The sequence below is a fragment of the Pseudarthrobacter sp. 01T43 genome (assembly GCF_056398665.1).
The window spans coordinates 98,769-119,713 of record NZ_JBFTPV010000004.1 but is presented as its reverse complement, the minus strand read 5'-3'; the positions used below and the strand labels follow the sequence as shown (position 1 = coordinate 119,713).

Genomic DNA, 20,945 nt, shown 5'->3' with positions numbered 1-20,945 from the left:
GCCGGTTTTGGGTTGGTTTCCGGACGGTGCGGCCTGGGGGTGCTCGGTATCAGTCACCTCATCAGCCTACTGAAAGGCCGCCGTCGTGTCTCAAGCGGCGGTCCTCAGCTGCCCTGCGAGCGCGCGGCCACCAGGCCCGCCAGCAACTCCGGTCCCTCCTGCAGGACCAGCTCGCGGAAATACCTGACGGAATCCGGTTCCGCGTCCGGTCCGGGCTTCCGGCGGCGCCAGCCGAGCCCGATCTCGCGGTAGGCGAGCCCGGACTCCAGCGCGAGCTCAACCCAGCCCAGGTTGCCCGTCTCCGGGCTGACGTGACGCCCCGGCCCGTTGCCGCCGGGTGGCAGGATGCTGACGCCAAGGCCCGCGGAGACAAGGCCGCGGGCGGTGTGCGTGTCCTGGCTTTCGAAGGCGATCCGTGGGCGGTAGCCTGCTTCGCGGAACAGTGCATCGGTCAGCGACCGCATGCCATACCCCGGTTCCAGGGCCACGAACGGGTCCCGGCGGATGTCCTGCAGCCTGGCGCTCCCGCGGGCTGCCAGGGGATGGCCGTGATGCACCACCAGGCGCAGGGGCTCGCGGTACAGTGCCGATGACGCGATGGTGCGACTTGCCGAAGGCACGGGGGCAGTCAAGGCAAGATCCGCCTGTCCTGACGCGAGTTCCGTGAGGCAGGCGTCCCGTGCGCCCTGCCGCAGGATGAATCCGGCTTCCGGGTGGCGGCTGCGGAAGGCGCTGATCAGCAGGGGCAGCGTGGCCTCACCAAAGGTGTGCTGAAAGGACACGGAGACCTTTCCCCGGACCACGTCCGATTCGTGCCGGACCAGGTCGAGCCCGGCCTGGAATTCTGTCAGTGCTGAGTCGATATAGGGAAGCAGGGTCCTGGCGGCGGCTGTGAGGCGCACGCCCCGTCCGTCCCGGATGAGCAGTTCAGTTCCGACGACGGCGCTGGCCCGGGACAGGGCCCTGCTCACCGTTGACTGGGGTACTCCGAGCAGCTCGGCCGTCTCCGTGACGTGCTGCGTGCGGCCGAGCTCCGAAAGGATGGGGAGCAATGGCAGGAGCTTTGCCAATTGCTGATGATTAGTGAGCATTCGGTTTTCCCTTCCCTACCGGCTTCCTAATGTTCCACATCCGCTATTGATTTTAGCTGAAGCATGCATTGGAAGCATGAATTGCAAAAGCCTACCCTTCACCTATGCCAGAGACCGCCACCGCATCAGGAACCTCCGCTCCCCAGGGGAGCGGCTGGGCGGGCCACCCCAAGGGCTCAGCGACGTACGGCAAGATCCTGCTGGGGCTGGCCTTCGCCGGTGTGGCGACGTTTGCCCAGCTTTACTCCACCCAGGCGGTGCTGCCCATCATGGCCACGGATCTGCAGGTCACCGCAGCCGAGGCAGCACTGACCATCTCGCTGGCCACGGTGGGCCTGGCCGTCACCGTCATTCCCTGGTCCTTCCTGGCGGACAGGATAGGCCGGGTCAAGGCCATGACCTGGGGCATTTCGGCAGCCACCGTCTTTGGACTCCTCGTGCCGCTCGCCCCCAGCTTCGGCATGCTCCTTGCCCTCCGGCTGCTCGAGGGCATGGCCTTGGGGGGAATTCCCGCCATCGCCATCGCCTACCTGAACGAGGAAGTGAACCGGGCCCATGCCGCGATGGCGGCCGGAAGCTATGTTGCCGGAACCACCTTGGGCGGCCTCGCCGGCCGGCTCGTGGCCGGACCGGTGGGTGAGTTGTGGGGCTGGCGGACAGCAGCCTTGGCGGTGTCCCTGCTGGCAACCGTGGCTGCCGTGCTCTTCCTGATCCTCATACCGCGGGCGAAGGGGTTCGCCGCCACCAAGGCTGCCGGGCTCCGCGGCGCCTTTGCAATCCTCGGCGGCCACCTGCGGAACCCCCGGTTGGTGGCGCTCTACGTCCAGGCGTTCCTGATGATGGGAGGCTTTGTGGCGGTCTACAACTATCTGGGCTTCCGCCTGTCCGCAGAGCCTTTTGCGTTGCCGGCCACCCTGATCAGCTTCATCTTCCTCGCCTACCTGTCAGGGACCGTGACCTCCCGGTGGGCCGGCGGGCTGACTGCCCACTTCGGCCGCAGGACCGTCCTGCTGGCAGGCCTTGTCCTCATGGCCGCGGGCCTGGCGCTGACGCTCACGCAAGTGCTCGCCCTCATCCTGGCCGGATTGGTGATCTTTACCGGCGGCTTCTTCGCGGCCCACAGCATTGGCTCCGGCTGGACCGGAAGCATTGCCACCACCGGCCGCGCCCAGGCAGCGTCGCTCTACAACCTGGCCTACTATCTGGGCTCGAGCCTCATCGGCTGGTCGGGCGGCCTGCTCTTCCAGACCCTCGGCTGGACGGCGCTTGCCCTCGCCATCGTAGTGATGACGTTCATCACGGCGGTGACTGTCGTCGTCGTGCATCCCCCGCGGAGGGCCGCGGCATGTGGCCTGACGTGACGGAGCCGCGCTGGGCAGCCCACTGCTGAACTATCTGCCATCAAACGGCACGTATCTCTGGCGATTATTCGGAAATACGCGCTGACCGGGGGTGATCGGGCGGAATCAGGCGTCTAGGATGAACTCAAGGACAGTTGAGGAGATCCCATGAGCAGCAATCCAAAGAACATCAGGCCGGGCAGTCACTTCGAACCGCTGGACGCCATTGACGAGCGTCTCCTCGCCGCCCTGGTGGACGATGCGAGGATCTCCAACAAACAACTGGCAGAGCTGGTGGGCATCGCCCCGTCCACGGCGCTCATGCGGACCCGCGCGCTGTCCGAGCGGGGCATCGTCCAAGGCTTCGAGGCCAAGCTCAGCCTTTCTGCGATCGGCCGGTCCGTCCAGGCGCTGGTGGCAGTCCGGCTCAGGGCCCACGACCGGGACCAGATCGACCGCTTTACGGCCCGGGTGCCGCACCTGCCCGCAGTACTTTCAACGTTCCACACTTCAGGTTCCGTTGACTATCTGCTGCACATCGCCGTCGGAAGCACCGAGGACCTGAGGGACTGGGTCCTCGATAACCTGGCCACCGACCCCGTAGTGGGCCACACCGAAACCACCCTGGTCTTCGAGCACATCCAGGGCAACCACGGTCCGCTGCCGGCATAGCCGCACTAGCGGCTACGGTCGCCGCTGAACTGCCGTCCGGAAAGTCACGGCGGCGAGTGCCAGCGCGGCAGCGCTGCACACGGACACAAAGGCCGCCACTGCGGTCTGCAGCCCGAACGCAGCAGTGGCCCATCCCAGCCCGATGACCGGCACGGCGCTGCCCAGGTACGTGATGACGTAGACCGTACTGACCACCTGGGCATGGTGCGAAACCTCCACTTTGGCGGCAACATCGTTGAAAACGGTCCGGAAGGCAACGCCCTGACCGAGTCCGGCGCATGCGCTGGCCGCCACCAGCAGCAGCACGCTGTGCCAGGCCGCGGCTGACGCCAGCAGCAGCACCGAGAACCCCAGGACTGCCAGCCCGGCCGGAACCACAAAGCGGCCCCGCACGGCCAGCAGCTGGCTCAGCGCTGACGCGCCCAGCGTAATCCCTGCCAACGCCCCGATCAGCGGGCGGGAGTCGGTGCCTACGATCTGGGCGAAGTAGCCGGGGGCCAATGAGAGGCAAAAGCCAAACACGGAAAAGCTGAGGAATCCGACGGCGGACGCAAGCCAGAAAGCGCCCCTCGCCTCGGTGGACACCGAGGGACGGCGCGGTGCCAGGACCAGGATGGGCCGCGGTCCGGCCGGAGGCTTGATGGCCGGCCGGGCGTTCAGCAAGAACAAGGGCACAAGCATTCCGGCCAGCACCACGGAATGGACGTAGTACGGCGCCGTGGTGGGTCCGGGCAGCATGGACAGCAGCCCGCCGATGACGGGGCCCGCGGCCACGCCGCCGGCGGTGGCCAGCAGGGTAAAGCGGGAGGCCCACTCGGGGCGTGACGGGAGCAGTTCCCGCAGTGCGGCGGCGCTGGCACCGGTGGCCAGGGCAACAGCCACACCCTGCAGTGCCCGGCCGGCCGAAAGCGCCAGCAGGTTCCCGGCCTGCGAGAACACCCACCCGCCAGCCAGCCCTGCCAGGACGGCAAGAATGAGCGCAGCCCGCCGGCCAATGTGGTCGGACCAGTGGCCGGCCAGCATCAGTGTGGCCACAAGCGCCAGGACGTAACTGGCGAAAGCCGCGGTGGTGCCGATCGGCGAGAGGCCCAGGTTTGCCTGGAGCAGCGGGTAGAGAGGGGTGGCCAGGTTAGCGCCGACCAGCAGCAGGGAGATGACCGCACCGGCCAGCACCAGCCGGGCTGTGGTGGAGGCATTCCAGCCCCGGCTCGCGGCTGTGGCGGGGCGCATGCGGAGTTCACTAAAGACAGTCATTGATTGGTGTTGCCTTGGCATCTGCCGGGGTGCGGGGTCCTTGTGGGACGCGCCCCCGGGGTGTACATGGATAACCAAATACTGGGGCATTACTGCCGTAAAACGCTGCTGTTCGTGGTTGAATTGAGCAAAATTCGCAATTTGTGGAACCGGCGATAACCGAAAGTGACAGTTTGCATACTCTCGACCCCACCGACCTGAAGATACTCCTGGCGCTCATCCGCGATCCCCGTGTCCAGATCGGGGAACTCAGCGAGCTGCTGGGCATTGCGCGCAACACTGCACAGTCGCGCGTCCGGCGACTGCTCCGGGCAGGTGTGTTGCACGACGGCGGACGCGAGATTGACCTCGCGGCGGTGGGGTACGACGTCGTCGCTTTCGTCACGATCGAAGTGACACACCGGGAACTGGACGGGGTGGTGGGCGCACTCCGGCTGCTGCCCCAGGTTTTGGAGGTCCATGAAATTTCCGGCCGGGGCGATGTCTGGTGCCGCGTCGTAGCCACCGATACCCACAACCTGCAGTCCGCCCTCCGCCAGATCCTCCGCATCAAGGGCGTCATCAGGACCGAAACAGTCCTGGCGCTCCATACCCACATTCCCTACCGCACCGAGCCCCTGATCAGCCGCCTCGCACAGGCTGTTCCGGGCAAGGGCCAGCATTCCAGAATGGATGACCTCACGTGACCATCATCGATAACGCCGTCTACGTTGACGGCTTCCGCAGTGCAGAGCCCGAGAGCCTGGAACAGACCTTCGAAACCCTCGCCCATCATGGCGGCATGGCCTGGATCGGGCTATACCGGCCCACGGCCGCGGAGATGGCGGCAGTCGCCGACGAATTCGGGCTGCATGCTTTGGCGGTGGAGGATGCCATATCAGCGCACCAGCGGCCCAAGCTGGAACGCTACGCGGACAACCTGTTCACGGTGCTCCGGCCGGCACGGTACCTGGACACCACCGAAACGGTGGAGTTCGGCGAACTGCACATCTTCACCGGCAGGAACTTCGTGGTGACCGTCCGCCATGCTGAAATGGCCGGCGTGGCGGGGGTGAGGCGCCGCATGGAGAGCCGCGACGATCTGCTCCGGCACGGGCCGGAAGCGGTCCTCTACGCACTGCTGGACATGGTGGTGGACGACTATGCGCCGGTGGTTGCCGGGCTGGAAAACGACATCGATGAGATCGAAGACCAACTGTTCAGCGGGGACCCCCTGGTCTCCCGCCGGATTTACGAACTCGCCCGCGAGGTCATCCAGTTCCAGCGGGCCATCCATCCCCTGCCGGAGATGATGGAGCAGCTGAAGCAGGGCTTCGAAAAGTACGGCGTGAACATTGAACTGCAGCACAGCCTTCGCGATGTGGAGGACCACGTGGAACGGCTGATTTCCCGTGCGGATTCGTTCCGCGACCTGCTGCAGAACGCGCTCACCCTGGACGGGACGCTGACCGCCAACCGGCAAAACGAGGCCAGCGCCGAACAGAACGAACAGGTCAAGAAGATCTCGTCATGGGCGGCGATCTTCTTCGCACCGTCGTTCGTCGCAGGGGTTTACGGCATGAACTTTGACCACATGCCCGAACTGCACTGGGCCGCGGGCTATCCCATGGCCATCCTGCTGATGGCAGCTACCGCAACCCTGATGTATGCCATCTTCAAGAGGAAGGGCTGGCTTTAGCCTGAGCCGGTCACGCCAGGTTTAGCTTGCCTGCAGGTCAACCGCCCCGTGGCCTGAGTCTGCCGTGCTGAACACCAGCCTGCGGTTGGCGATCTTGTCCGTGAAGAAACGGTCGTGGCTGACCACCACCACTGCCCCCGGAAAGTGCAGCAGGGCGCGCTCCATGACCTGCGTGCTGGACAGGTCAAGGTGGTTGGTGGGCTCGTCGAGGAGCAGTACCGAGGCGCCGGAGAGCAGGCACTGGGCCATCGCCACCCGGGCCCGCTGGCCGCCGGAGAGGTTGCCAATTCTCTGCTTGAGGTCGGCTTCGGAAAACTGGAACATCGCCAGGAACCTGTTGACCGACTTCTTCGTCGCGGTCAGGGCCAGGCTGTCCGGCATCGCGTTCACCGCATGGGTGACCGTGTCGTCGTCGTCCAGTTCTTCAAGTACCTGGTTGTAAGAAACCATGCCCGCGCCCTTGGCCCAGGCCACCGTACCGGCATCAGCCGGCTCTTCACCGGTGAGCGCCCGCAGCAGCGTGGTCTTGCCGCTGCCGTTGGCGCCGATGACCGCGATCCGGTGGCCACGGCCGATCTCGAAACTCAGGCCGCTGAAAAGAGTCCTGCCCCCGTAGGCCTTGCCCAGCGATTCCACCCGGCACAGGACATCCTTGACGTAGAGGCCGCCATAGATCTCCGTGATGATCTGGTCCACTGGCCGGGGCGCCCTGGACTTCTTGATCCTGGCCAGCTGGTTCGCCAATCCCTTGCCCGCCGCCTTGGCAGCCTCCCGGCGGTCGGAGATGCCCTCGGCTTCGAAGGCGAGCAGCTCCGACTCGTGGACGAACTGGCTTTCCAGGCTTTTGAGCCGGAACTGCTTGGCCACGACATACTCTGCGAAGTTCCCCGGGTATTCGTGGAGGTGGTAGTTCTCCACTTCGATGATCCGGGTGACAACGGAGTCAAGGAACTTCCGGTCGTGCGAGACGATGATCGCGGCGCCCTTGAACGTCCTGAACCAGCCTTCGAGCCATTCGACGCCTGCAACGTCCAGGTAGTTGGTGGGTTCATCCAGCAGCAGGACGTCCGGGGCCTCGAGCAGGATCTTCGCGAGCGCTGCCCGGTTCCGCCAGCCGCCGGAAAGCTCGTCGATGGCGCAGGTGCGGTGGTGTTCACTGAAGCCAAGGGTGGTGAGGACTTTGTCGATGCTGCGCTGGTAGTCCCAGCCATCCAGCCGGTCCATAGCCTCGAACAGCTCGGACTGGCGGTGGATCAGCTCATCCAGCCGTGCGTTATCGGAGGAATCGGCGGCGATGGCTGCATCAATTCCTGCAAGCTCGGCCTCGATTTCCTGCACGTGGGCGAACAAGCCGTCCAGGACCTCGGAAATCGTGGACTCGCCGTTCAGCTCGGAGAACTGGGAGAAGTAGGCCGTCTTGGTACCCAGTTCCACGGCGACCGTTCCGGTGTCCGGGGCAACCTGGCCCTGGACCAGTTTGAGGATGGTGGACTTGCCGGATCCGTTCTTGCCGATCAGGCCCACACGGTCTCCGGCGTCAAGCTTGAAAAAGGCTTCGCGGAGGACCTGGGTCTTTTCAAAACTGACGTTGACGTCGTTCAGCCGGATCAAACTCATTGCTGGTGTCCTCTTCAGGTGCTGGCTGATGGGCACGGAACGCCCGGGCGTTTCAGGATCGCGGCCAACTCAGTAGATGTGTGGGGTAGTGGTCTTTCAGCCGCAAACTGATCAGGGCGGCCTGTCTGATCTTAGCTGTCTCCCGGTCCGCGGAATCTAAATCCCCAGTCCTGGATGCGAACTCAGCATTAGGACGCAGCGTTAATGAACCCCACGATGATTGCCGTCCACCAACACACCTGTGAGACCACAAGGCAGAACACCAGATGCAGCCGCTGGCCGGCAGCCAGGAAGACCACCCCGGATGAGTGGCGTCGCTGCGCCGTCGAGTCGGATGGTCCGTCTGCTGACCGGGATGTAACTCATCGGGTACCTCGGCGAGACCTGCCGCAGGCAGCCGTCCCAGCAAGAAAAGTCCGGAACCCCCGCATCACACATGTGGCTAATGACCGCAGGGCAGGCTTTGGATAAAATCAAGGTCAAACGCTCAGCCGGCCGAGGCCCCGGCGTCCGCCAGGCCGATGTAGCCCGGACGAGCAGAAAGGCCGGCCATGGACTTCACCCAGTCCGCTGAACACCAGCTCGATCCCTTTCCCCACTACGCTCGAATGCGGGAAACTGCCCCGGTCTTTTACGACGAACAATCGGGAAGCTGGCATGTCTTCCGGTACGACGACGTCCAGCGTGCCCTGTCCGAGCATGCATCATTCTCATCGCGCATGGTCGGGGACGATGCATCCGGGACCGGCCAACTGTTCGCCTCGAGCCTGATCTCCACCGATCCCCCACGGCATCGGCAGCTTCGCTCCCTGGTCACCCAGGCATTCACGCCCAAAGCTGTGGACGCACTGGCTCCCCGCATCTCCGGGCTCACGAACGAGCTCCTGGACGGGATCACGGCCCGCGGCAGCGCGGACCTGATCCGGGAATTGGCGTACCCGCTGCCGGTCATCGTGATCTCCGAACTTATGGGCATCCCCGCCCAGGACCGTGAGCGCTTCAAACACTGGTCCGATGTGATTGTCAGCCAAACACGGTCCGGTTCAGCCAGCGAGGATCACTACGCTGCAAACACTGAGATGACGGAGTACTTCCTGGCCCTGATCGACCAACGCAGGAGCCGTCCCGGCAAGGACCTGATCAGCACCCTGCTGTCCGCCGAGATTGACGGCCAACAGTTGACGGTGCCCGAACTGCTCGGTTTTTGCGCGCTGCTGCTCGTGGCCGGCAATGAAACCACCACCAACCTGATCGGCAACGCCGTTTTGTGTCTGACGGAATCGCCCGGCACCATCAACCGTCTCCTGGGGGAACCTGCCCTGCTTCCCCAGACCATCGAAGAAGTGCTGCGCTTTCGGTCGCCGGTCCAGTCCATGTACCGGGTGACGGTCGCGGAGACAACCCTGGGAGACGAACTGATTCCCGCCGGTGCACCGGTCGTGGCTTGGATCGGGTCCGCCAACCGCGACGAGCGGCAATTCCAGCGGCCTGCTGAGTTCGACGTCGATCGCGCCCAGAACCGGCATCTGGCGTTCGGCCACGGCATTCACTTTTGCCTGGGAGCGCCGCTGGCGCGGCTTGAGGCCAGGATCGCTTTGGAGGCCATACTGTCCCGCCTGCCCGGGCTATCCCTGGTTCCGGGAGCGCAGCTGGAACGAATGGAAAGCACCATCATCTACGGGCTCAAGGAACTCCCGGTCAGCTGGCAGCCGGCCTGACCCCGCGCGGCAACCCTTTGAAAATTTGTGGAGCTAAGAAGATTCGAACTCCTGACCTCTTCTCAGAGGACAGTGTATTTCGTCGTTTGCCAAGGGCTTACATTCCCTTGCTAATCCACGGAATTTAGGCGTTTTCGGCTTGAAGGACAACGCCTGACATGTCAACGTTCTTTACCATTTCCGTGGGGTAAACGTGTGGCGGACATAGTTGCCGGTCGACGGGTGTCGATGCTCGGTAGCTGTCGGCGTCGGATCATTCTGAAGCGATAGGCTCCGGCTCCGGCACCGGGAGATCGTCAACGGCCGGTAGGTCCCCACTTGCACCTTTCGCGCCCTCCATGAGTAAGATCGCGAGTTTGTCGATCGATCCGTCGTCGGCAGCTGACGGGAAAACCCATCGTAGGTCGTGGTGCTCCGTGATGACATCTATAGCCGCACGTACGCTCTCGCTCTGCTTCTCAGGAGGCCGAACAAATTGCACGTCTTTCAGCTGGAAGCTATCGCCAAGTTCCCCTCGTTGGAGTAACGCTCGAGGAGCAGCTGTGAAGATTCGACTATCCGTCACTGCGACGAAAGTACTGGAAGCAGCCTTATCCACCACTGACGCCCATTTGCCGGGAGCCAGCGCGCTCCACGCAGCATCGGCTCTCTTGCCAAGGACGGACGGAAAAGCTCCTACGAGGTTGTGCGTGCCAGGCTGGTACGGGAAAGCGATGCCATGGAGTTCCTCTCCGTCCTCCATAAACCAGCGCAGAATGTGTAGGTACGGTTCGATGTCGAGGTTCTCCGGAGCGCAAACTAAGTCCGGGGCCACTAGCTCCGCAGCGGCAGGGTGAAGCGCATTGGCGAGTGGCTCGATTGCTTCAAGGAGCTGGTTGCACGTGAGTCGCGAGGTTCTTGCGTCGCGACGTCTCCTTGTCAACGGCATCGTAGCGCGGCCCGGAAGCTCCGCGATGATTCTCAACTCGCGTCTGAGGGATTTTACAAGCTCTGCTGATTCGTGGAGCGCGGCGTCGAAGTCTGCGCGCGCGTCCCGAGTGATCACGTCGACAAGCTGTGCTTCTTGTTCGTTGTCGGCACCCTGAGCCCTTGCCCAAGCTGCGCGGATCGCCTGAAAGCCAGTTTGGGCCTTCAGTGCATAAAGAAGAGCGTTCGCATCGAAAAGGATTGATTCAGCGTTCGTTTCAAGATGTTGGCGGCGAGCGGTGCCTCTTAACTGACCAAGTTGCTTAATATGGTCATCGACATTGCGTCGATACAAGTCGAACTGCGTCTCAAGTTCGGATTCGATTCCCGCAACGTTATTCCAAAGCGACCTGGTTAATCCTTCGATTTCGCTCGCCTGCTTAATTGTGCGATCAACGGATTTGACCAAACCAGTGAGTTTAGCCCACTGTTCATGACGAATTGCCTTCAGAGTCTGAGTCGTCAAGGCGATATTAGTCTTTACAAGTCCCGAAATCTCGCTGAGCTGCATCTGGAGCGCGATCATCGCGACCGCCGGGCCGATGGCAGCCGCTGCTTGCGCAGCAGTCACCCCGTAGGGAATGAATCGTGCCTGAGCGACAATCTTGCCGTTCTTGAATATCGCTGCGAGTTTGGCGCCGTCTTTTGCTGCCAGTTCCCCACCGCTCTGTAGCAATGCCAGGGTTGCATCGGTGACCCGGTAAAGGCCCTGTGCGCTGGAGATGGCGTTCACCACGTTGCCTGCAGCCGCCCCAGCGTTGCCCACTGAGCCGAGGACAGTCGAGAGGTACTCGCGGTCAAATCCTGGAATCAAGCCAAAATCAACTAGTTCGACACCTTCAGGCACGTTTCCGAAGACGACGGCGACTCCCGGAACGACCTCGACAAGGGTCGTCGAAGTGGCTTCAGCCAGCTCCCCAGCCTCATCGTGGGACGAGACCCCGGCCTCCGGGTCAGCATCCTCTTCGTGGTCGTTGTCATCCACGGCATCCGACGGACTAGCACCTCGAGAGGCATCAGGAAGTCTCGATCGCGGTGGATGACGATCTTCACTTGATCTCCCACCAGAGACTGGAATCCCGACAGGGTCTCAGGGGTCGGTAGTTTCCCTGTACCGTGGAACGGCCATACCGCAGTTACCCGTTCCAGGTCTGGCCACTGCCCGAGAATTGACCGGAGCATGTCAGTTCGAGAGTCCTCGGTCAGCAGAATAATTTTCCGATCAAGCAATCCCCAACCCATCAGCTGCCTGGGTCGGGCATCGCCACCTGGCTCAACTTTTCCTTCCTTCATCCAGATGACCTTGGAATTCTGTGGAAGCGCGCGCACGATCGAAGGACTATGCGTTGTGAGCAAGATTTGTGCATCAAATTCCGTCGCCGCCTCAGACAGCACCTCGACCAGTCGCTCTTGCGCGATTGGATAAAGATGCGCATCTGGCTCGTCGACTAGCAGTAGAACTGGCCGGAAATAGACTAGATAACAAAAGATCTGGAGCACCTGAAGGTATCCGATGCCCGCCAGCTCCAGCGGCCTAAACCCTCGATCACCGTTCGAGACCATCTCTCCGGTGCGAAACAGTGCGTTGACACGAGTGTGCCGCGCGTCGTTGAAGTCGACCTTCAATTCGAAGTCACCCATCACCTTAGTTACCAGGTCCTCAACGAGTCTGAGTCCGTTCTTCCCAGCCACTTCAGTAGTCCGAAGCAGGTCAAGCATGTTCCTAAGAACAGTATTCGCGTCACCTGCCGCAGCCGACCTATGGACAATCAGTTTTGACCGCTTTTCCTCAACCAACGGGATCCCAGCGACGCCAGGAATATAGGCACTAATCTCACGAGCGCTTCTCATGACACTCACAAATTGGTTATTTGAGGGAAGCTGAACGGAGATTCCTTCGTTGCGCGCCGACTTCAATGACATCGCAGCTTTCAGCTCGGATCCATCCTCCGACATCGCAACAACTTTTAGCCCAAGCTGGGGCGTTCCCTGCTTATTTCCGTAGTCCGAGCCATGCCCGGCGCTTCGATAGTCAGGGGAAGGCATGTAGATCGCATCTTTCTCCGAGAGAGTCGACGTCGTTGGACCTGGTTTCACAGTGCGATTTCGACCGGATTGAAGCATCCAATGCAGCGCCTGAAGCACGCTGCTCTTGCCAGACCCATTCTCTCCAACAATTACGTTGAAGGACGGGTGAAGTTCCAACAGCACCCGTTACTCCTGCATCTCACGAATGTACGTCACGCCGCAATTCGCCCTTCAACAAAGCCCTCGCCCACAGGTGCGGGCCTTCGCGCCCGCCTCGGGCAGCCACTCCTCCACCCTGACATTGTGAGTGCCCAGCGCTGTGGTCATGGCCTCGACTTCCAGCCGCAGGACGCGTTCGATGCCGCCCAGTCCCCCGCCGCTCTCCCGGATCCGTCGTCGAGCCTTGGCGGTGTCCACAACAAGGGTCAGCAAGAGATCATGGCTCATCGCCGAGCCGGCTGCTGAGATCAGGTCCTCGTAGGCTCGCTGTCCCCAGGTGAGTTCGCCATCGCGGTCCGCGTTCAGGACGGTCCGGTCATAGAAGTCACGCAGCGCGGAGGAGGGATACGGAACCGTGTAATCCTGCACGGCGATTCTCGCAACGCTGCTGCGCTGGGCCAAACCTGCCTGCACCCGGGACCATGACTGCACAGCCCACGCTTTGTCGTCAGAGTCCAACAGGGCGAATGATCTGGTGCTGCACCGCAAAACGGCGAGGGCCTCCCTGCCGCGGGCGTCCACGATGAACGCGTCGCCGCTGGACGTCCGGCGCACCTCCAGGTTCCCCAATCCACCGGGCAGCGCCAGCCGCCCGGCCAGCGCAGCCCGTTCAGGCCTCACCAGAAAACGGGTCTGTTTAGTGGCCATCCTGATGAAAAACAGCACAGCATGGCTGGCCCACACGGGGTAGGGAATCCGTGAGTACTGCAGCAACCCGAGGAGTAGCAGCGCCAGCCACATCGGTCCCGAGGCGAAAAGGCCGGCAGGGCCACTGACCGCCGACGCCGTGCTGGCCACCAGGACACCGCCAGCGAGGAAGAGCAATTGGTACCACTTCAGACCCATGAACAGGCCGTGCCGCTCATACCTGGGAAATTTGACGGCCTCAAGGGCCCGGGAGTTCTCAGACACGGGAATCACCATCTTTGGGTGGCTGGACCATTGGTTGCCTCGGCTTCAGCGGCCGCACTGGCGGCGCCGCTGAAGGAACGGCTTTGGGATCAGTTGCGGACTGGGGCGACGGCGGACGTGCTGGCTCGGGGTTGGCGCCGGTCATCGGTCCGCTTGGCGAAGTGCGCGCATTCGGCCGCGTTGTCTCGTGCTCATCCTTCGCGTCCGGCGACAAGGGGCCGGAAGGCGACGGCCCGGCGTCGAGCATCACAGCGGTGCCTCCACCGCCGGAAGTCTGCGACGGCGTTGGGCCTGTCCCGATCCCGGGCAGCGATGTACGAGGCGGCAGCGTCCTGGTGGGGAAGACCGGCCTGCTGGATTGGATGGGGCGGTTCATGGCTGAGCGGCTGGCCAACGCAGCGAGCGTGAAGCGGCCGCCCGTCTGCCGACTGATCTGCCGGGCTGCGAAGCCAGAACTCCGGGAAAGCACGTGGCCGCCACCTGCAGTCTGCGCGGCTGCCGCCAGCTCGCCACCGGCAAAGCTCACAAGGCGCAGCGCCATCATGGGCGCGGCGCACGCCAGAGCCATCCCGACGGTACCCGCGGCCAAACCGGCGAACGACTTCGACTCCGCAAAGAGTTTGATGGCCACCGCGAGCACCGTCGCGGCCAGCGGCTTGGCCAAGAGTAGGGCGACCACGATCTCTAACCACCGGCGCGTCATTGATTTCGTCTTCTCCCACGGCATCAGCATCAACGCGACCGGGGCGACGGCGGCCAGCACGATGAGCGCAAACGACCGGAAGATCATCGAGCACATCAGGATGAAGGCCAAGGCCCAGACCACGATGACAGCCAGGGCGGTGACGACGACAGCACCGGCCGCGCCAGCAGCGGATCCGGGCGCCAGTGCCACAACGTTCCACTCCCGGCCAGAGCCGGCGGGAGCTTTCTCGAAACCGAAGAGCCGCATGAACAGCACATAAGGGTCCGTTCCCAGGGAACCGAGCAGCGCCGTCGACGCCTCATCGCTGACCTTGGTGAGCTGGCGGACCAGGTAGACGGCGGCCGCGACCATGGGGATAGCGGCGGAGCCGCCCGCGAGCGCCCGCACCAGGCGGCGGGGCTGCTGGCTGATGAGTGCGGAGAGCAGTTGGAGGATCATGACAACGACGAGCGGCGTGAGCATGACGACCACCCACCAGCTCGTCAGCCCTTCGATGGCGGTCCACTGCGAATCATCTACGTCGGAGACGCTGAACGCGCCCGTGATGAACGACCAGATCCAGGCAGCGACGTTCTGCAGAATATTCGCGAAGAACGACGTGATGGAACTTTGAACACCATCGTTGGCCTGGGACACGAGACCACACCCGGGCGGCCACCACCCATTCAGATCACACTGAACCGGCACGACAAGCCTAGAATCCGAGGTTGAACGCCGTCTGGGACCAGAGAATGTAACCGTTGATGCCACCCAGGATCGCGGCAACGGGGCCGGTCCAGAGCAGGATCATGCCGCCGCCGGACGCCAGCCGCGACGATTGGCTCAGCTTGCCTGCCAGAAGCATCGCCGCACCGACGATTGCGACAATGGCGATCACGATGAACGCGCCGACCAGGATGCCGCCGCCGATCTGCTTCAGCGATTCAAGAAAGGGAAAGCTCGCGTTGGGGGTGATTCCGGGGTCTACAGCTGCCATCAACATTGGGCGCTCCATCTGGTGTCGAGTTTGGGTTCACGACTTCATGGAGACAGCGGGGCGGGGCGACATGACCTGCCGGGATGCTTTACAAGTGGAGGCTCTCTGCCGGATCTACGATCAGGGGAGGTCTACAGGGTCGAACGGGCAGATCGCCGAGTTGCGCTTTGTCCCCCTACCGAGGAATTGGCGATCATCGGCGGCGCAATGGTCAGTCCATATAGAGGCTAAAGGTCCAGTCGTTTTTCGGGACTACGCCCCTAACCTGCATTTCCGGGTAGCCATGAGGACGGAACCGGCGAATTGTCGCTGACCGGGCCCATGCACCGGGCACACTGAAAAGCAGGTCTGCCTTTGACGACGAAGGAAGAGTAGTGAGGTCCCTCATTGTCACAGCTGTAACAATCATTCATCGAGTAGAGGTTGCCGTCTTCGTCCAGTCTGATCGTCATTCCCCGATGGTAGGCCAAGCCCTGCGATGCGCCCAAAGCGCCCAAGAAGGCTCATGCAGCGGGGCCCTGACACAGGCGGCAGGCTGCGCCGTGGGCGATCAGAGTACGGCGTCAGTTAACAGCGGTTTCCAGGTCGTCGATTGCCCCAAGATAACCGAGCTGCCGTATCAAGTCGCCAAGCTGCGCTAAATCGCCAGGCAATGCAACCATGGTCTTCGCTGCGCGCCGAACGGCGTCAATATTGATCTTGGCCCTATATTCACGTCGAAGGAAATCTTTGAACGGCTCACCGAGCCGTTTTCGAGTCCTGAATGCGGCCTTGTACGTCTGCCAATCGCCGTCTTCCAAGCCGAAATGACTTGGCGCCAAGTAATCGAGGATGTCTGCCTGCCCAAGCCCAAAGGGAGTGATTCGGCTGAGCCTGCCAACTCGAATGGCGCGTCTGCCAAGCTCAGCCAAGGCGCGTTCTTCCTTCGTTGCCGAATTCGATTCGAGTTCCGATATGGTTCGCTCAGCTAGCCGGGAATCGTTAGCTTGAAAAGCATTAACAGCTCGCTGCCAGATCGGCAGTACCCGCTCCTGGATGACATTGTCGAAGACCACCACAATAGGCGCCTCCAGAGCGTCGAACAGAAACTGCATATCGGGTAGTGCAGCGGCGTGATCCGTCCCGCGCATCACGAAAACCCTAGCTCCGGACGCGTGCAAGTCCTCCGATAGACATTCCTCCAACACAATTTGGTCATGGGTGCCCTCCACAACGAGGGCGACCCTCGTCATCGCGAGAAGATCACTGGGCGCGACACCAAGGCGCTTGGATTCTTCATCGAGGCTGAGATGACCGACTTCCAGGTCGGACACCTCAGTCCCGCCGAGTCCAGTCAGAGTCAGATGAAGTAGGTGAGACCCTAGACGCGGATCCAAAAACGCAGGCGAGTGAGTCGCGCCGACGACAGCGACGTCATCGAATTCTGCTACGAGTCGGTGAAGCCCGAGGGAGATTCGAGACTCGAGCTGCCTGTGCAGCCCTTGCTCCGGTTCGTCCACGACGACCAAACGGGGCTTGTTACGGTCAGACTTGCTGAGGTATAGGCTCAACGCGAACCTGACCCACTTTTGTTGGCTGAACGAGAGATCGTCCAACAGCATTTTTGTTGCCTGGTCATGACGAGGGACCGCAACCCACCGTGGCGGTTTGCCAGCGAACCAGTCCGACGGACTCCGAGTGTCGAATTTCAGCCAGAATGGAAAGTCAGCCAACACATCCAGGATCCGGTTCGTTTCTGTCTCTGCCAGGGCGACGGCCTGCTGAACACTTTCTGCCAGCACCATTTCAGATCCCGCTGTGGCCTCCACGATCGGGGCTTTCCACTGGCTTCTGGAAACCAGTGACAGCGTCTTCTCCTGGATCACGTCCAGTGGCAGCGAGTTGACGAATACTTGGGCAGGACCTCTTGAAATGGATCCGATTGCAGCCAAGGGCACTGGGACGTTAGGCGGCCAAGTTTCCAGCGGTGAGGCCCCGGTGGACGAGTAAACCGGTCGGCCATCCCCCCGGAGAATTTCGAACGGCTCGGTGTACCACTCATCTGCCTGTGCCAACTTAAAGGGCAACCGCTGAAAGGAAGACTGCTCATCGAGCGAGGTGCCCTCAAGCATCGCACGCCTAGCTTCGCTGAGGGCGGCGCCATACATCGCAAGCTTCTGTATGTCGTCGGCGCCCAAGATCGCCGACAAATATACGGTCCATCGGCCCGATCCGGAGGTCCCTGAGGGCATGAGAGAAAGGTGGAATCCTTGGCTCGTTCTGAGCTCGGGATACTCGATCAAGGCCAAGGCGTCGTCGAGGTCAAGTGCTTCCCAGAGATTGACTCTTTCAAGGAGTGCCGTTTGGAACTCCTCGCGATGAACGTCGTCCGTTTGAAGTTCTTTTGGAACGTCGAGCAACTCGTAGAGTGCGGACACAAAGTCGTCGTCGCCAGTCGCCGGTCGAACTTCAACAGAGGTGTGGATTAGAGACCGCGGCCACGATCCGTTTTTGGGCTGGCCGGCCCCTTCAAGTGCTTTGGTGAGCTGATCAAGGAGTCGAGTCTTCCCGGTGCCGTTCTTTCCGTACAAGAAGGTAGACCCAGGTCGTACATCAAGATGGATACCGGACAACGGTTCAGGCCCGAAAATTGAAGCACCGAGAATTTGGTAACCACTGGCATCAAGAGGCATATCTACTCCCTAAATTTAGGCAATGGATCAGCACATCGTAGTTTGATCCCAGCGCGGACCGACCTATCCTAGCTGAGTCTTCGCTAGGAAAGGCTCGTCACGGATCGCACCGTGGCGAGCCTTCGTAACCAGCGTTCTCGGCAACCCTAAGTTCTCTTCACGACAAGCTGAAAACCGTCGGACCCGTCGCCATCGTGGCCACTCTCGTAAGTTACGTTCTTAGCGCAAGAGATCAAAGTACGCCGTGTCCGAATTCCAAGCTATGGGATGCAGCAGCGTCCCCACCGAAGGATTGAGCGCACTCCACATCATGCCGTCCCCGGCAAAGATGCCAACGTGTCCCCAGTTGTTCGGCCCTTGGGCGTTCTGGACGACCAGGTCTCCGGGCTGGGGATTGTCAGTTCTCACACCGACGCGCCATTGCTCGACTCGAGGGAGATTGATGCCGGCCTGCCGATAAATCCACTGCACGTAGCCGGAGCAGTCCCATGCTTTGAAGGCGGTCCCACCCCATACGTAAGCGCCACCGACACCTTCATTGGTAAACCGCAGGATGTCGTTGCGGATCTGGCTCAGATTTGCGGATTCTGGGACCACAGGCACGCTAGGCGTTTCACCGCACGGCGCCAGCGCAGCCCCGTCGTCGAGCGCGTCTACAATCGCAGCGGCTTGACCCTCCCAGCGCTCATACAGTTCCGGGAACGCGGACACTTGGACCGCTTGGGCAGCTTGGCCTTTGGTCATCGACTGCCAGTCACGGATATCCAGCAGCCCACGTGGAGTCCCGCGGTTTGGGCCAGTTGGCCCGCCGTAGAAAGCCCGCACGTTGTACGCGGAATCCATCAGTTGAGCAACGCTCCCCCAGCCTGCCGCTGGCCGCTGCTGGGCACTACCCAGAGAATCGTGGTCTCTGCCGACCCCGTCATTCGGGTAACCAAGCGAATCGGGCACGTTCGCGTTTGCCAGGACCCTCAAGCTGGATTCCTGCAAGGCCACCATGATCGCAATGACCTGGCCATCCCAAGGTATTCCCAACTGCTTTCCGATTGAAACGTACTCCTCCGCCACAGCCGTTTGTCGGGCGCTCAGATTCCGGCTTGGTTGGCTGCCATCGCGGACAATCGCAGCGGGTGCCCTGGCGACAGGCGAAGTACCCAAGGACGCTGGTGAGCAGACAGACGCCGCCTTTGCTGAATTGACCCCGAGCACAGCGACCGCGGCGCAGAACGCAAGGGCACCCGCCAGAAACAGCGCTGAGACCGCTGCCACCACTGCCCGCCAAATAGCCCGACGCCTAGCAAGCCCCGCCAGCAGCACAGCAGCAGGCATCAGTACACGATCCTGCTAGGCGAAGCGTAGAAGGCGACCATGACGCAACGATCAGGCGGTGCCATGGAAGCGGGCGGGCAGTTCACCATGACACTGACAGGGGCCGTGTACGCGTTCCGCGTCGCCGTCGACTGTTCCAGAACCTGAAGGGAGACGGTGCAAACATGCAGCCCCACCCACGGAGCCGGCTGTTCGCGTACCTTCACCAGCTCGCCGTCGCACGTCAACGACTCAACACTGGCCGAGCGGTATGCCTGCTGGCTGGCCAACGTCACATAGGATCCGGCGTTGACGCCTGTCGCTTCGAACTCCTGCACCAGCACCGCCAGCGGATTGGAGCCGTCCGGCAGCACATGCCACCATGCGCGGACCCGCGAGTAAACCTCCGAGTACGACGACGACCGGGTGTCCCACGAATAGATCGCCATCGCTGCCGCGGAAGCGAGCTGCCGGAAATCGGTGGTGCGCGGGGCACCATCCGGAACGGGCCCCGAAATGGCCGGAGCCGCCGTCGGGGTTTCCCTTTGCGGGCCCGGGTGCGTCGGAACCGGACTATCCCCGGCCGGGCCGTTCGACGGCGGCGCAACCGGCTCTACCGCGGGCCCCACCAGTGGCCGTGCAAGAGTCCACAACACCACGGCGACGCCGAACATGACGACTGCCAGAAGGCACCATCGCCAGCGTCGACCCAGGCTCGACAGTCCATTTCGAAGCGAGAACAACTTTCCACCTTCCACGTCCCGTTCATGTTTTGAACGGCCGGTAAGGACATGACTCAGCGAGGGGAGCGCATTCCAGCCCGGAGAATCCGCCACGAGGTTTGATACAAGCGCCGGGCAAAGCCGATCTGGACAGCCACATAGCGTTCCGTGACGCCAAGCTCGGAAGCCAACGCCAGTACAGCCCTGGTTCGCTCCGGTCCCCGGACGTCTGGACGAACAATCGTTGCCGCCGTGCGGCGGAGAACCGGCGTCGGCAAGCACTCTGCTGCATGCTCGCAGACGTCCCGGATGCTCCGGATGCTGGCGAGGTCAACCTCCAGCGCGCTTTGAACAGTCCTCGCCGTCTGGCGGACCACCGTCGCCGCATGCCACCGCCGGCGGTCCTGCGGCGACGGCGGACCGTACCGCCGCGGCCCGGTAAGACTGTCGACGGCAAGCTCCCACACTCCCCTAGGAACGCTCTCCCGGGTCAGTTCGATGATGGTGCGTGCCCACTGCTGATCGACAAACTTCTCAGCGCTTCGATCAGCCCCACGGTCCATGCTGAGCACCGTCACAGCGTCGAGTGACGGACAGCCATCGGCCTCTGGCTCCACGAGCAGCGGTAGCGTCTGGTGGGTCATCTCCCGGCGGATGTGTGCCGCGCATACGTTCGCGCACACACCCTGGACCCACGCGCCGAACGGTACCCCGGGCAGCTGCCGGTAATGACCTCGCGTCACTCCATCCCAGACGGCCACGCGGATGTCCTGCATGACGTCGTCCACATCGCACGCACGCCCGATGCGCGACAAGTGCGAGACGACGTAGCGCTGCACCCCGTCCACGGCCACCATAATCTGATCGACCGGGACGGAACGCACGGCGGACTCTGGGGCAGCGCGCAGGGAAACATCGATGATTTCTTGGTTGACTTGTTCTTGTTGGGCTTGATTCGCCCGGGCTTCGACTCGCATTGGTCTTCACCGCTTCAACTCGCGATTTAATATGTCCGCGGTCAGCACTGCTGACCGCGAAGAGTGGCCACCCACAGGGCGCCAACCAC

Annotated in this window: 16 protein-coding genes; 5 read left to right on the top strand and 11 right to left on the bottom strand. The window is 62.3% G+C overall.

Going from position 1 to position 20,945, the window contains the following annotated elements; genetic code table 11:
* Positions 1-104 precede the first annotated feature (104 nt).
* The gene (locus tag AC1DIM_RS06270; RefSeq protein ID WP_477709629.1) at positions 105-1,091 is read right to left on the bottom strand and encodes a LysR substrate-binding domain-containing protein; all 987 of its coding nucleotides are present in this window, start codon (positions 1,089-1,091) and stop codon (positions 105-107) included.
* A gap of 104 nt (positions 1,092-1,195) precedes the next feature.
* On the opposite strand from AC1DIM_RS06270, the gene AC1DIM_RS06265 reads away from it, so the two are divergent.
* Both AC1DIM_RS06265 and AC1DIM_RS06260 read left to right on the top strand, forming a co-directional pair.
* Positions 1,196-2,452, top strand: coding sequence for an MFS transporter (locus AC1DIM_RS06265; RefSeq protein ID WP_477709628.1), 1,257 nt, complete (start codon positions 1,196-1,198; stop codon positions 2,450-2,452).
* A gap of 147 nt (positions 2,453-2,599) precedes the next feature.
* Positions 2,600-3,103, top strand: coding sequence for an Lrp/AsnC family transcriptional regulator (locus AC1DIM_RS06260; protein ID WP_190989275.1), 504 nt, complete (start codon positions 2,600-2,602; stop codon positions 3,101-3,103).
* A gap of 12 nt (positions 3,104-3,115) precedes the next feature.
* On the opposite strand, the gene AC1DIM_RS06255 is transcribed toward AC1DIM_RS06260, so the two are convergent.
* The gene (locus AC1DIM_RS06255; RefSeq protein ID WP_477709627.1) at positions 3,116-4,357 is read right to left on the bottom strand and encodes an MFS transporter; all 1,242 of its coding nucleotides are present in this window, start codon (positions 4,355-4,357) and stop codon (positions 3,116-3,118) included.
* A 173-nt stretch (positions 4,358-4,530) separates the two neighbouring features.
* Here AC1DIM_RS06255 and AC1DIM_RS06250 point away from each other — a divergent pair, with 173 nt between their 5' ends.
* On the top strand, positions 4,531-5,043 hold the full coding sequence (locus tag AC1DIM_RS06250; RefSeq protein ID WP_477709626.1) for an Lrp/AsnC family transcriptional regulator: 513 nt from the start codon (positions 4,531-4,533) through the stop codon (positions 5,041-5,043).
* Positions 5,040-6,035 (top strand): magnesium/cobalt transporter CorA, encoded by a 996-nt coding sequence (corA, locus tag AC1DIM_RS06245; RefSeq protein ID WP_477709625.1) that lies wholly within the window; start codon positions 5,040-5,042, stop codon positions 6,033-6,035. Before AC1DIM_RS06250 ends, corA begins: the two co-directional genes overlap by 4 nt.
* 21 nt (positions 6,036-6,056) lie before the next feature.
* Here corA and AC1DIM_RS06240 read toward each other — a convergent pair whose 3' ends face one another.
* Positions 6,057-7,652: an ABC-F family ATP-binding cassette domain-containing protein gene (locus tag AC1DIM_RS06240; protein ID WP_477709624.1), complete on the bottom strand. Its 1,596-nt coding sequence runs from the start codon at positions 7,650-7,652 to the stop codon at positions 6,057-6,059.
* Between the two features lie 551 nt (positions 7,653-8,203).
* Here AC1DIM_RS06240 and AC1DIM_RS06235 point away from each other — a divergent pair.
* Positions 8,204-9,370, top strand: coding sequence for a cytochrome P450 (locus tag AC1DIM_RS06235; protein ID WP_477709623.1), 1,167 nt, complete (start codon positions 8,204-8,206; stop codon positions 9,368-9,370).
* A 1,791-nt stretch (positions 9,371-11,161) separates the two neighbouring features.
* On the opposite strand, the gene AC1DIM_RS06230 is transcribed toward AC1DIM_RS06235, so the two are convergent.
* The 8 genes from AC1DIM_RS06230 to AC1DIM_RS06195 all read right to left on the bottom strand — a co-directional run bounded on the left by AC1DIM_RS06230 (position 11,162) and on the right by AC1DIM_RS06195 (position 20,763).
* Positions 11,162-12,547 (bottom strand): ATP-dependent nuclease, encoded by a 1,386-nt coding sequence (locus AC1DIM_RS06230; RefSeq protein ID WP_477709622.1) that lies wholly within the window; start codon positions 12,545-12,547, stop codon positions 11,162-11,164.
* A gap of 48 nt (positions 12,548-12,595) precedes the next feature.
* Positions 12,596-13,495: an SCO6880 family protein gene (locus AC1DIM_RS06225; RefSeq protein ID WP_477709621.1), complete on the bottom strand. Its 900-nt coding sequence runs from the start codon at positions 13,493-13,495 to the stop codon at positions 12,596-12,598.
* The gene (locus tag AC1DIM_RS06220) at positions 13,488-14,837 is read right to left on the bottom strand and encodes a type IV secretion system protein (protein WP_477709620.1); all 1,350 of its coding nucleotides are present in this window, start codon (positions 14,835-14,837) and stop codon (positions 13,488-13,490) included. The genes AC1DIM_RS06225 and AC1DIM_RS06220 overlap by 8 nt, the downstream gene beginning before the upstream one ends.
* A 58-nt stretch (positions 14,838-14,895) precedes the next feature.
* Positions 14,896-15,177, bottom strand: coding sequence for a hypothetical protein (locus AC1DIM_RS06215; RefSeq protein WP_477709619.1), 282 nt, complete (start codon positions 15,175-15,177; stop codon positions 14,896-14,898).
* A 563-nt stretch (positions 15,178-15,740) separates the two neighbouring features.
* On the bottom strand, positions 15,741-17,849 hold the full coding sequence (locus tag AC1DIM_RS06210; RefSeq protein WP_477709618.1) for an AAA family ATPase: 2,109 nt from the start codon (positions 17,847-17,849) through the stop codon (positions 15,741-15,743).
* Positions 17,850-18,068: 219 nt separating this feature from the next.
* Positions 18,069-18,917, bottom strand: a complete 849-nt coding sequence (locus AC1DIM_RS06205) for a C40 family peptidase (protein ID WP_477709617.1) — start codon at positions 18,915-18,917, stop codon at positions 18,069-18,071.
* A 260-nt stretch (positions 18,918-19,177) separates the two neighbouring features.
* The gene (locus tag AC1DIM_RS06200) at positions 19,178-19,831 is read right to left on the bottom strand and encodes a hypothetical protein (protein ID WP_477709616.1); all 654 of its coding nucleotides are present in this window, start codon (positions 19,829-19,831) and stop codon (positions 19,178-19,180) included.
* A gap of 122 nt (positions 19,832-19,953) precedes the next feature.
* A complete protein-coding gene (locus AC1DIM_RS06195; RefSeq protein ID WP_477709615.1) occupies positions 19,954-20,763 on the bottom strand; it encodes a hypothetical protein in 810 nt (269 codons plus the stop codon).
* Between the last annotated feature and the right edge of the window lie 182 nt (positions 20,764-20,945).